The following is a 12,408-nucleotide window of genomic DNA, read 5'->3' as shown; positions in this document are numbered from 1 at the left end:
TTTATTCTGCATCAACAACAATTTCAAGAACTCCTTCAAATTCTGATGCAATAATGTCCTCTCTGCTTAACCAGTATTCAGAAGTTGTAATCGTATAATTCACATTATCCGTGGTCTTAACATCCCATAAAATATCTTCCGCTTCCGAAAAAGGGACGTTTTCAGTCATTGGCAGATCGAACAATCTTTTGATCAAATTACTGCCAGACAAACCGTTGTTTAATAATTTCAGAATATTTTCTTTAGTCAATTCGCTTTCATTTTCACCTTCGACCGGGACCAAACTGCATTCAACAATCGTCGCTTTTGCATTAGGAAAAGTACCGTTGTAAGCTTTGAAAAGCAATTGATTGATATGAAACAATGTTGAATGCAATCCAATTTCGGGATATTCTTCACATACTTTATCTAAAAGCATATCGTTTGAAATTTGCTGAATTTGACCTTCATTCAAATCTTCTGATAATTTGTATTCCAATAGTATTGCAGCGGCATCTTTTGGTTCGAAATCACTTATTGCCATAAACAATAATTCCCTTAAACTGGCAGCATCCCCATCAGCAGCATCCGGATAATCAAACTTTCCCAAGAGTTTTATATAATCCTCATTTGTCCAATATTCTTCAACCTCATCAACAGTATTCGCTCTATTTATTGTAATTTGATAATTCATCTTTTCTTTTAGTTTATTATATTTTTTTCGATTCATTTTTTACAAAACCAATCATTTTTTACAATTTAAGGCTTTATTACTGCCAAATGAAATAAATAACATTTAAATAACACTTTTGAATCCGCTATTTTGGCCCAAATCAATTCCTTGGACAAACACATTTTTTTTATTAAATCCGTACCTTTGATTTCTTTAAACATCAAATTATTTTTATTACAAAATACAAATGAGCATCCTAACACACCCTTTCAATACAAAGTACAATACTGCACCTTTTTCGAAAATTAAAAATGAAGATTTCCTTCCTGCTTTTCAAAAAGGAATCGAATTGGCAAAAGCCGAAATCGATGCGATTGTACAAAATCCGATAAAACCCACTTTCGAAAACACGATTGAAGCATTAGCGTTCAGCGGCGATGTTTTGGACCGAATCTCAAGCATCTTTTTCAACTTGAATTCAGCCGAAACCAATGACGAAATTCAAAAAATCGCTCAGGAAGTTTCGCCTCTGCTCTCTGAGTTTGGCAACGATGTGCGTCTTAATCCGGATTTATTCGCACGAGTAAAAACAGTGTATGAGCAACGAGAAAAACTGAATCTCAATCCGGAGCAAACCACGCTTTTAGACAAAAAATACAAAAGCTTTTCCAGAAATGGAGCGAATTTACCGGAAGATAAAAAGAATCAATTGCGAGAAATTGATAAAGAATTATCAAAATTGAGCTTGCAGTTTGGCGAAAATGTTTTGGCCGAAACACAGGCCTATCAACTGCATATTACTAACAAAACAGATTTAGCCGGTTTGCCAGAGGGAACTATCGAAGCCGCTCGTTCATTGGCTAAAAGCCAAGAAAAAGAAGGATGGATTTTCACATTGGACTATCCTAGTTATGTTCCGTTTGTGACCTATGCCGACAATCGGGAATTACGCATGGAAATGGCAATCGCTTTTGGTGCCAAAGGTTTTCAAAATAACGAATTTGACAATCAGGAAATTGTACTAAAAATCGCCAAATTGCGTTTTGACAGAGCGCAAGTTTTAGGTTATGCTACGCACGCTCATTTTGTACTTGAAGAAAGAATGGCCGAAAGTCCGGAGAAAGTAAAAACCTTCTCGAATGATTTATTAGAAAAAGCCAAACCGGCAGCTTTGAAAGAATTTGCACAATTGACCGCTTTTGCAAAAGAGCTTCACGGAATCGAGCAACTTCAAAAATGGGATGGTGCGTATTATTCGGAGAAATTGAAGCAGCAATTATTCAATTTGGATGATGAAATTTTAAAACCGTATTTTCAATTAGAAAAAGTTTTGAACGGTGCTTTTGCAGTAGCGCAAAAATTATACGGAATTACTTTTGAAGAAGTTTACGAAGTAGATAAATACCATGAAGAAGTAACAACATACGCAGTAAAAGATGAAGACGATCAATTAGTTGCGGTGTTTTATGCTGATTTCTTTCCAAGAAAAGGCAAACGAAACGGAGCTTGGATGACTTCTTTTAAATCGCAATATGTTAAAAAAGAAATTAACGAAAGACCTCATATTTCTATTGTTTGTAATTTCACGAAACCTACCGAAACAAAACCATCCTTATTAACTTTTAACGAGGTAACAACTTTATTTCATGAATTTGGTCACGCGTTGCACGGAATGTTAGCCAACACGACATATCCAAGTTTGTCCGGTACTTCAGTATATTGGGATTTTGTGGAATTACCAAGTCAGATTCTGGAAAACTGGTGTTACGAACCGGAGGCCTTGGCGTTGTTTGCCTATCATTATGAAACCGGCGAAATGATTCCGATGGAATTAGTCCATAAAATTAAGGAAAGTGCCAGTTTCCAGGAAGGAATGGCAACGATGCGTCAATTGAGTTTTGGGTTATTAGATATGGGCTGGCATGCACAAGATCCATCTAACATCAAAGACATCAAATCTTTTGAAACCGAACAATTTGCAGCCACACAATTGTATCCTGAAGTAAAAGAAAATGCGATGAGCACTTCTTTTTCACACATATTTCAAGGCGGGTATTCCTCGGGTTATTACAGTTATAAATGGGCCGAAGTGCTGGATGCTGATGCTTTTGAATATTTCCAAGAAAAAGGTATTTTTAATAAAGAAGTGGCCACCAATTTCAAAGAAAACATACTTTCAAAAGGCGGAACAGAACACCCTATGATTTTGTACAAACGCTTCAGAGGACAGGAACCAAAACCGGAAGCTTTGTTACGAAGAGCAGGATTGGTTTAGAAACAAACTTATTGGAAATCCGAAGTAACAGGCTTCGGGTTTTTTCAATAGTATTTCACATACCTACAAAAAATTAAAACCAACAAAAAAATGAGTTTCTTATAAGCCGAGTGGAATAATTTAGCCCTGAATTAATTATATGGTCAATCCGGAAATTCTAGAGAAATATGTCCCAAAAGGAACATAAATCGATTGATGGAACGGCAAATGTTATGTTAGTTTTATTGGTTTCTTGTTCGAAAACGTGCGCGTTTTAGGAATGAAGATCCCGTTTCTTTCTGATTTTGAAGAGGTCAATCTTCGTTTTTACGTTAAGCGTTTTGAAAATGGTGTATGGAAAAGAGGTGCCGTTTTTATCAGCGAAATTGTCCCTAAACTTGCCATTTCATTTGTCGCTAATACGTTTCACAATGAGCATTACCAGACGTTACCCATGAAACATACGTTGAAAGTAAATGAAAACTCCAGAGAATTTATTTACCAATGGAAAGTAAAAAACAAATGGAATACGATTCAGGTAACAACCCAAAAAAATCCCATTGCAATTGCACCGGATTCCGAAGCTGAGTTCATTACGGAGCATTATTTTGGGTATACCAAAATCAACGAAAATGCAACTTTTGAATACGAAGTCACGCATCCCCGATGGCAACAATTTGAAGTAACGAAAAACGAGTCAGTAATTGATTTCGAAGGCGTTTACGAAAAAGAATTACTTACGGATTAATTAACTACAACGAAACGGTTACCTGGCGCGGTAAATATTTTGGTTTCTAAAAACCCCTTATTCCTTTTATCCTCGAAAGAAACAAAGTATTAAAAGCTTTGTCTGAAAATAAACAGTAAAAACCAACACACTACGTACACAAAGACCAAACTACTTCAAAAATTCTCAAAAATTATCTTTAATCAACACTAGAAAAATATCCTATTCACCAAATTAATACTATTATTAGTGAACGTACTCACCAATTAAGTGCTTTTTAAAATAATAAAAGTAACAACCACCAAACTATCGGAATGCTTTCAACACAAAAAGAAGTATAATATTTTGATCGTTTTTCATTGGCAAAAATCAAAAATAATGAAATCATCAGTACTAAAATGAAGTTTACAATCAATTGATCTTTATCTAAATTACTTTTAAAAAATTCCAATAAATAAAATGGAATCAAAAGTAACAGTCCCAATATTTTGGTACGGTTTGCTCCTATTTGTTGGGGTACGGTTTTAAGATGCGGATCGTCATGTACCATATCAATGATTTCAAAAACAAGCACCAATACAAAAATCAAGATAAAGCGTTGCATGCATTTTAGATAGAAATCTATGGTTATTGGGATGCCCGCATCTAAAATTGGGAGTCCTAGCGTGACACCCACCCAACACAATGCTACGATATAAATTTTGACACCAGCCCAATTTCTTGCATTTTTTTTATTTGGAAAAAAAGGAAGCGTATACAACAAGGTAACACTCAAAAAAACAATAGCGGTAATTTGCGTCACTCGTTCCAGCATAAAGAAATAATAGCCTACAAATAGAAGGGAGCAAAAACTAAACAAAGCAATCCCTTTTAGTTCCTTGCGCATTTTTATCTTTTTGGATCGAGCCAAAGCATCGTATTTCACAAAATTATACCCCACAATAGTTCCAAAAAAAACAAAATTAGCAACTGGTTCACCTACTGGAATGTGGAACATATAGTGCGTCATTCGGACCAAAGCATAACACGATAAACCCACGTGAATACTACTATTAATATAAAAATCGAATATTTGTTTAAAAAACCTCATTAGACAAAATTAATCAAAGTGTTAATAAGAACGGCTTTTAGTTGAAAAATTCACAGAAAATCCGATTAAAAAAGGCCATTAATAGCATATTAATATTTAATTTTACAGCCTTTTAAAACAAGAAACACACAACCTATTTTATATACAATGAAAACAGACGCTTTTGCATTAAGACACATTGGCCCTAGAGAAAATGATTTAGAACACATGTTAAAGACAATTGGGGCAGCAACGCTGGAACAATTGATTCAGGAAACGATTCCAAGTGACATTCGTTTAAAATCTGATTTAGATTTAGAACCTGCAATGACCGAATATGAGTTTGCAAATCACATTCAGAAATTAGGAAATAAAAATAAAGTTTTTCAATCCTACATTGGTTTAGGATACAATGCCGCAATTATTCCTGCAGTGATACAAAGAAATGTATTTGAAAATCCAGGATGGTATACTGCCTATACGCCGTATCAAGCCGAAATTGCGCAAGGCCGTTTAGAAGCCATTTTGAATTTCCAAACGATGGTTATCGAATTAACCGGAATGGAAATTGCGAATGCCTCTTTATTAGATGAAGGAACTGCAGCCGCAGAAGCAATGGCACTGCTTTTTGACGTTCGCTCCCGGGATCAAAAGAAAAATAACACCAATAAATTCTTCGTTTCTGAAGAAATACTACCCCAAACTTTATCCGTTTTACAAACACGTTCCACGCCAATTGGTGTCGAATTAGTACTAGGAAACCATGAAACATTCGATTTTTCATCGGACTATTTTGGAGCAATCCTTCAATATCCGGGAAAATTTGGGCAAGTACATGATTATACTGCCTTTATCGCTAAAGCAGCTGCAAACGAAATAAAAGTAGCTGTTGCCGCTGATATTTTGAGTTTGGCTAAATTGACACCACCCGGAGAAATAGGCGCTGCTGTTGTTCTTGGAACAACACAACGTTTTGGAATCCCGCTAGGATACGGTGGTCCGCACGCCGCTTATTTTGCAACAAAAGACGAATATAAAAGAAGTATGCCAGGAAGAATCATCGGCGTGACAGTTGATACGGATGGAAACCGCGCCTTGCGTATGGCGTTGCAAACCCGTGAGCAACACATCAAACGGGATAAAGCGACTTCTAACATTTGTACCGCTCAAGTATTATTATCCGTTATGGCCGGAATGTATACCGTGTATCACGGACCAAAAGGATTGCAATATATTGCTAATAAAGTACATGCTTCAGCAGCGACATTGGCAAATGCACTAGAAAAATCTGGTTTCCAGCAAATGAACACTGCTTTCTTTGACACCATTGTCGTCAAGGCTGATGCTAAAAAAGTAAAAACAATTGCAGAAGAAAACGAAATTAATTTCTATTACATTGATGATAATACGATTTCAATTTCCTTAAACGAGACGACAAGCATTGCTGATTTGAATAAAATTATTGCTGTTTTCGCTTCTGCAAATGGGACTCCGCTTACACTGATTGAAACGTTATCAAAAACCAATCATTTTCCTGAAAACGTAAACAGAACATCAACGTTTTTACAACACGATGTTTTCAATAAACATCACTCAGAAACAGCTTTGATGCGTTACATCAAAATGTTAGAAAGAAAAGATTTAGCGTTGAATCACTCGATGATTTCATTAGGGTCTTGTACCATGAAACTGAATGCCGCTTCAGAGATGTTGCCTTTAAGCATGCCACAATGGAACAATATTCACCCGTTTGCACCGCTTGATCAAGCGCAAGGATATCAGGAAATGCTCGCAAAATTAGAACAACAATTAAATGTAATCACTGGTTTTGCCGGAACAACATTACAACCTAATTCAGGTGCTCAAGGCGAATATGCCGGATTAATGGTGATTCGTGCGTACCACCAGTCAAGAGGAGATCACCACAGAAACATTGCTTTAATTCCATCATCCGCGCACGGAACAAATCCTGCATCAGCAGCGATGGCAGGAATGAAAGTAGTGGTAACTAAAACATTGGAAAACGGAAATATTGACGTAGAAGATTTACGCGAAAAAGCAGTTTTACACAAAGACAATCTTGCCTGTCTGATGGTAACCTATCCATCGACTCATGGAGTTTTTGAAAGTGCCATTAGAGAAATCACACAGTTAATACACAATAACGGAGGCCAAGTATACATGGATGGTGCGAATATGAATGCGCAAGTTGGATTGACAAATCCTGCAACTATTGGCGCTGATGTATGTCACTTGAACCTACATAAAACATTCGCGATTCCTCACGGCGGCGGCGGACCAGGAGTAGGACCTATATGCGTTGCACCACAATTAGTGCCGTTTTTACCTACTAATCCTGTAATTCCAACTGGTGGAGAAAACGCGATAACAGCAATTTCTGCCGCACCTTGGGGTTCCGCATTAGTGTGTTTGATCTCTTACGGCTATATCTGTATGCTAGGAGCCGAAGGGTTGAAACAATCTACTCAATATGCCATTTTAAACGCCAACTATATTAAAGAGAAACTAAACGGTCATTATGATACGTTGTATTCTGGAGAAATGGGTCGTGCCGCACACGAGATGATTTTAGAATGCCGCCCTTTCAAACAAAAAGGAATTGAAGTTACTGATATTGCAAAACGCTTGATGGATTACGGTTTCCATGCACCTACGGTTTCTTTCCCAGTGGCAGGAACATTAATGATTGAACCTACAGAAAGTGAAAACCTGGAAGAGTTAGATCGTTTTTGTGATGCCATGATTGCAATCCGTAAAGAAATTGAAAACGCAACATTAGAAGACAAAAACAATGTTTTGAAAAATTCGCCCCACACATTAGCCATGCTAACTACTGATATCTGGAATTTTCCTTACACTCGGGAACAAGCCGCTTTCCCATTAGATTATATTGCCGAGAATAAATTCTGGCCAACCGTACGAAGAGCAGATGATGCCTATGGAGACCGAAACTTAGTTTGTTCCTGCGCACCAATTGAAGCCTATATGGAAAGTTAAACCACTACAAAATGTCTCGAGAAATCGAGACATTTTTTTTGCGCAAAAAAATTATCTGACCAGAAGCAATCTTTTGATAAAAAAAATAAAAAAGCAGTTTTTTAACTTAAAAGAAGTAAGAAATAAAAATCGCATCAAAACATTCCTTTTACAATAAAAAATTCAATATTTTAGCCAATAAATTATTATTTCACAATTATATGCATGCATAGTAAATATTGTGACTGTACTAATTTTTTAATGATTAATTTAGCATAAATTATGGAAAATTAACGCAATGAAAATAAAAATAGCTGGAATAGGAAGTTATATTCCTGAGAAAAAAATAAGCAATACAGATTTTGGCGAACATGTTTTTTTAAACGAGGATGGAACCGCTTTTGGTTATCCAAACGAAGTAGTCATTAATAAATTTAAGGGAATTACCGGAATTGAACACCGGCGCTATGCAGAGGATCATTTAAACTCCTCCGATCTCGCTTTTTTTGCCGCTCAAAAAGCAATAAAAAATGCTGGAATTGATCCTGAAACAATAGATTACATCATCTTTGCTCATAACTTTGGCGATGTAAAATACGGCACAAGCCAGTCCGATATGCTTCCAAGTTTAGCCACACGTGTCAAACACAAGCTACAAATAAAAAACCCAAAATGTGTTGCATACGACATCCTTTTTGGCTGTCCCGGATGGATCGAAGGCGTACTTCAAGCCAATGCTTTCATCAAATCCGGTATGGCAAAACGCTGCTTGGTTATAGGTTCAGAAACGCTTTCCAGAGTAGTCGATGCGCATGACAGGGATTCCATGATCTACTCAGATGGTGCTGGCGCTTCTATCATTGAAGCTTCAGATGATGACACCGGTTTGTTAGCGTATGAAAGTGCCACCTATGCAAATGACGAAGCCAACTATTTATTCTTTGGAAAATCCTACAATCCTGATTTAGATCCGGACATTCGCTACATAAAAATGTACGGCCGTAAAATCTATGAATTTGCATTAAATCATGTCCCTGCAGCCATGAAAAGTTGTTTAGACAAAAGCGGACTAGGTATTGATGATGTCAAAAAAATTCTTATCCATCAGGCTAACGAAAAAATGGACGAAGCAATCATACAGCGTTTTTACAAATTATACGACAGAACAGTTCCTAAAGACATCATGCCCATGAGCATCCATGAACTGGGAAACAGCAGTGTTGCTACCGTTCCAACTCTTTTTGACCTGCTCATCCGAGGCAAAATAGAAAATCAGGAAATACACAAAGGAGATGTTATGATTTTTGCCTCTGTTGGAGCAGGAATGAACATCAACGCCTTTATTTACCGATATTAATTCTTTTTAGGAAATTGTAATCAGGAGCTAATCCGGCTGTCCTTTACAATTCCTCACTACAAAACTTGTTTTTCTAAGGTGCAGTAAAGCTTCTTTTAGTCGCTTTTTGCACCTTGAAAAACTACATTTTGAAGCTCCGGGATTTTCATTGCCATCCGGGCTAAAAAACAATCTTCAAAAACACATTTATTACTATATTTGTGCCTTCGTTCCCCAGCGGACAAATCAAAAAAACATGTACGAAAAAACGTTTCCCAATAAAAGATTCAAACATACTTTAGAATTTCTAAAAAAACATGTCTCCTCCTCAGAGACCATCTTAGACTTAGGCGTTGAAAACCCTTTCTCTAAAATCATGAAATCCGAAGGATTTACAATTACAAACACAACCGGAGAAGACTTAGACAAGGACCAATCCGTATTTTTAAGAGAACAAAAAGAGGTTGTAACCGCTTTCGAAATTTTTGAACATTTACTAAATCCTTTCACTATTTTAAACGAAATAAAATCGGATAAACTTTTTATTTCTATACCATTGCGACTGTGGTTTTCTCCAGCTTACCGCAGTAAAACAGACCCCTGGGATAGGCATTACCATGAATTTGAAGACTGGCAACTCGATTGGCTATTAGAAAAAACAGGCTGGAAAATAATAGACCGGCAAAAATGGACCAATCCCGTTAAAAAATTTGGAATTCGTCCCTTATTAAGAAAGTTAACCAACCGATATTATATTGTTTACGCTGAAAAAATCAAATAGATTAACGATTTCTGATTTCTGATTTCAGATTAACGACTTGCAACAAATCGTTAATCTGAAATTTAAAATCTAAAATCTAAAAAATTTTAAATGAATTATTACATTGTTATTCCGGCCCATAACGAGGAAGCATTTATTGCTTTAACGCTAAATTCTTTGATTTCGCAAACCATTTTGCCCAAAAAAGTAGTCGTAGTCAATGACAATTCTACTGATAAAACAGCCGAAATCGTTATGGCTTTTGCCAAAGAAAATCCGTTTATCACATTGGTCACTAAAACCTCCCAAGCAATTCATTTGCCGGGAAGTAAAGTTATTCAGGCCTTTCACAAAGGTTATGAAACATTAGATGAAAATTATGACGTAATCGTGAAACTGGATGCCGATTTAATTCTGCCCAACAACTATTTTGAAACTATTTTAAACATTTTCAAAAAAGATGCAACAATAGGAATGGCAGGCGGATTTGCTTATATCGAAAAAAATGGCACATGGATTCTGGAAAATCTTACTGACAAAGACCATATTCGTGGCGCATTCAAAGCCTATAGAAAAGCATGCTTCGAGCAAATAGGCAATTTAAAACCGGCAATGGGTTGGGACACCGTAGATGAATTACTATGTAAATTTTACGGATGGAAAGTCATTACGGACACTTCATTACTGGTAAAACACCTAAAACCAACTGGCGCCAATTACAATAAAACTGCACGTTACAAACAAGGCGAAGCATTTTATACTTTAGGCTACGGCTTTTTAATCACTTCCATCGCTTCGGCAAAGCTGGCAATAATGAAGAAAAAACCGCTACTATTTGTAGATTACATCAGCGGTTATTGGAAAGCTAAAGTAGCTAAAACTCCATTATTAGTTACAGAAGAACAAGCAAAATTCATTAGAAAATATCGTTTAAAAAAAATGAAGGAAAAGCTTTTTTAGCTTCCAAAATCAAAAACTGCTAAATTGAAAGATATAACTCCTTACAATTTTTGTAATTTAGCCCATATTCGCAAAACTTATGATGCTCATTCGATATATAACACAGATAGGAAGATACTTCCTAATGCTGAGAGAAATTTTTAATAAACAGACCAAATGGTCTGTGATGAGAAATTTAATTTTCAAGGAAATTGATGACCTAATCATTGACTCTCTTGGTATTGTTGCCTTTATCTCTTTTTTTGTTGGAGGTGTAGTTGCTATACAAACTGCTTTAAATCTAACTAACCCATTAATTCCAAAATATCTTATCGGTTTTGCGACACGACAATCCGTAATATTAGAATTCGCACCCACTTTTATCTCCGTGATTATGGCCGGAAAAATGGGTTCGTTTATTACCTCCAGTATAGGAACCATGAGGGTTACCGAACAAATTGATGCCTTAGAGGTGATGGGTGTAAACTCCTTAAATTACTTGGTTTTTCCTAAAATAATCGCCTTATTATTATACCCATTCTTAATAGGAATTGCTATGTTTCTGGGAGTTCTGGGAGGCTGGATGGCAGGCGTTTATGGTGGTTTTATCTCTAGTACTGAGTTTATAAATGGCACACAGATGGATTTCATCCCGTACCACATTGTTTATGCATTCATAAAGACACTGATATTTGCCATGTTACTGGCCACAATCCCCTCTTTTCATGGCTATTATATGAAGGGCGGTGCGCTTGAAGTAGGTAAAGCCAGTACCGTTTCTTTTGTTTGGACATCAGTTTCCATAATACTATTCAATTATATACTAACACAGTTGTTACTAGGATCATGATAGAAGTACAAAACATAGAAAAATCATTTGGTGGAAATAAAATTCTTAAAGGTATTTCTACGGTTTTTGAAACCGGAAAAACCAATTTAATTATTGGACAAAGTGGATCCGGAAAAACAGTTTTGCTCAAAAGTCTTTTAGGCATTCATACTCCGGAATCTGGAACAATTTCATTTGATGGCCGAATTTACTCGGAATTAACGTCTGACGAAAAACGAGAACTCCGCACTGAAATTGGAATGGTTTTTCAAGGAAGTGCTTTATTTGATTCCATGACTGTAGCTGAAAATGTTGGCTTCCCATTAAAAATGTTCACTAGAGACAATAAAGCAAAAATTCAGCAGCGCGTAGATTTTGTATTAAAAAGAGTCGATCTTACTGACGCCCATAAAAAACTCCCTTCGCAAATTTCAGGAGGAATGCAAAAACGCGTTGCTATTGCCCGCGCTATTGTAAACAACCCCAAATACCTGTTTTGTGATGAACCAAACTCGGGATTGGATCCAAATACAGCTATTTTGATTGATAATCTTATCAAAGAAATTACAGAAGAATATAACATCACAACGGTCATAAATACACATGATATGAACTCTGTCATGGAAATTGGAGAGAAAATTCTATTCCTAAAAGATGGTTTAAAAGCCTGGGAAGGAAACAAAGAAGAAATTTTTAGAACCGATAATGAGGCTGTCGTTGCCTTTGTTTATTCCTCTAATTTATTCAAAAAAGTAAGAGAAGCGTATTTGAAAGAGTGAAACAATCGTTCAATGTTATCCTTCTTTATTTTGCAATTTCTAATTGCAAAGAGACCTCATTATTGA

10 protein-coding genes are annotated in these 12,408 nt (G+C 36.3%); 8 read left to right on the top strand and 2 right to left on the bottom strand.

Annotation, left to right across the window (positions count from 1 at the left end; translation table 11 throughout):
- Position 1: 1 nt before the first annotated feature.
- Positions 2 to 709, bottom strand: coding sequence for a hypothetical protein (locus EKL99_RS06250; RefSeq protein WP_231507387.1), 708 nt, complete (start codon positions 707 to 709; stop codon positions 2 to 4).
- Positions 710 to 899: 190 nt separating this feature from the next.
- Here EKL99_RS06250 and EKL99_RS06245 point away from each other — a divergent pair, with 190 nt between their 5' ends.
- Both EKL99_RS06245 and EKL99_RS06240 read left to right on the top strand, forming a co-directional pair.
- Positions 900 to 2,927 carry a M3 family metallopeptidase gene (locus EKL99_RS06245; RefSeq protein WP_126576595.1) on the top strand — a complete coding sequence of 676 codons (2,028 nt, stop codon included), beginning with the start codon at positions 900 to 902 and terminating at the stop codon, positions 2,925 to 2,927.
- A 244-nt stretch (positions 2,928 to 3,171) separates the two neighbouring features.
- A complete protein-coding gene (locus EKL99_RS06240) occupies positions 3,172 to 3,654 on the top strand; it encodes a DUF2071 domain-containing protein (RefSeq protein ID WP_304984032.1) in 483 nt (160 codons plus the stop codon).
- A 256-nt stretch (positions 3,655 to 3,910) separates the two neighbouring features.
- Here EKL99_RS06240 and EKL99_RS06235 read toward each other — a convergent pair whose 3' ends face one another.
- Positions 3,911 to 4,630 carry a hypothetical protein gene (locus EKL99_RS06235; RefSeq protein WP_370453904.1) on the bottom strand — a complete coding sequence of 240 codons (720 nt, stop codon included), beginning with the start codon at positions 4,628 to 4,630 and terminating at the stop codon, positions 3,911 to 3,913.
- Positions 4,631 to 4,870: 240 nt separating this feature from the next.
- Here EKL99_RS06235 and gcvP point away from each other — a divergent pair, with 240 nt between their 5' ends.
- The 6 genes from gcvP to EKL99_RS06205 all read left to right on the top strand — a co-directional run bounded on the left by gcvP (position 4,871) and on the right by EKL99_RS06205 (position 12,342).
- Positions 4,871 to 7,720, top strand: coding sequence for an aminomethyl-transferring glycine dehydrogenase (gene gcvP, locus EKL99_RS06230; RefSeq protein ID WP_126576592.1), 2,850 nt, complete (start codon positions 4,871 to 4,873; stop codon positions 7,718 to 7,720).
- 277 nt (positions 7,721 to 7,997) lie between these two features.
- Positions 7,998 to 9,056: a 3-oxoacyl-ACP synthase III family protein gene (locus tag EKL99_RS06225; RefSeq protein WP_126576591.1), complete on the top strand. Its 1,059-nt coding sequence runs from the start codon at positions 7,998 to 8,000 to the stop codon at positions 9,054 to 9,056.
- A gap of 235 nt (positions 9,057 to 9,291) precedes the next feature.
- On the top strand, positions 9,292 to 9,816 hold the full coding sequence (locus tag EKL99_RS06220; protein WP_126576590.1) for a methyltransferase: 525 nt from the start codon (positions 9,292 to 9,294) through the stop codon (positions 9,814 to 9,816).
- Between the two features lie 90 nt (positions 9,817 to 9,906).
- Positions 9,907 to 10,755, top strand: coding sequence for a glycosyltransferase family 2 protein (locus EKL99_RS06215; protein ID WP_126576589.1), 849 nt, complete (start codon positions 9,907 to 9,909; stop codon positions 10,753 to 10,755).
- A gap of 79 nt (positions 10,756 to 10,834) precedes the next feature.
- On the top strand, positions 10,835 to 11,584 hold the full coding sequence (locus tag EKL99_RS06210; protein WP_126451774.1) for an ABC transporter permease: 750 nt from the start codon (positions 10,835 to 10,837) through the stop codon (positions 11,582 to 11,584).
- A complete protein-coding gene (locus tag EKL99_RS06205) occupies positions 11,581 to 12,342 on the top strand; it encodes an ABC transporter ATP-binding protein (protein ID WP_126451773.1) in 762 nt (253 codons plus the stop codon). The genes EKL99_RS06210 and EKL99_RS06205 overlap by 4 nt, the downstream gene beginning before the upstream one ends.
- The last annotated feature ends 66 nt before the right edge of the window (positions 12,343 to 12,408 follow it).

The sequence above is a fragment of the Flavobacterium sp. ZB4P23 genome, from assembly GCF_003970375.1.
GTDB lineage: Bacteria > Bacteroidota > Bacteroidia > Flavobacteriales > Flavobacteriaceae > Flavobacterium.
This window is presented reverse-complemented; position numbering and strand designations above follow the sequence as displayed.

Excerpts from the sequence above, each read along its gene's own strand:
- EKL99_RS06250 (WP_231507387.1), bottom strand. The coding sequence starts at position 709 with ATGAATCGAAAAAAATATAATAAACTAAAAGAAAAGATGAATTATCAA.
- EKL99_RS06245 (WP_126576595.1), top strand. The coding sequence starts at position 900 with ATGAGCATCCTAACACACCCTTTCAATACAAAGTACAATACTGCACCT.
- gcvP (WP_126576592.1), top strand. The coding sequence starts at position 4,871 with ATGAAAACAGACGCTTTTGCATTAAGACACATTGGCCCTAGAGAAAAT.
- EKL99_RS06235 (WP_370453904.1), bottom strand. The coding sequence starts at position 4,630 with ATGTTCCACATTCCAGTAGGTGAACCAGTTGCTAATTTTGTTTTTTTT.
- EKL99_RS06220 (WP_126576590.1), top strand. The coding sequence starts at position 9,292 with ATGTACGAAAAAACGTTTCCCAATAAAAGATTCAAACATACTTTAGAA.
- EKL99_RS06205 (WP_126451773.1), top strand. The coding sequence starts at position 11,581 with ATGATAGAAGTACAAAACATAGAAAAATCATTTGGTGGAAATAAAATT.
- EKL99_RS06210 (WP_126451774.1), top strand. The coding sequence starts at position 10,835 with ATGATGCTCATTCGATATATAACACAGATAGGAAGATACTTCCTAATG.
- EKL99_RS06225 (WP_126576591.1), top strand. The coding sequence starts at position 7,998 with ATGAAAATAAAAATAGCTGGAATAGGAAGTTATATTCCTGAGAAAAAA.
- EKL99_RS06215 (WP_126576589.1), top strand. The coding sequence starts at position 9,907 with ATGAATTATTACATTGTTATTCCGGCCCATAACGAGGAAGCATTTATT.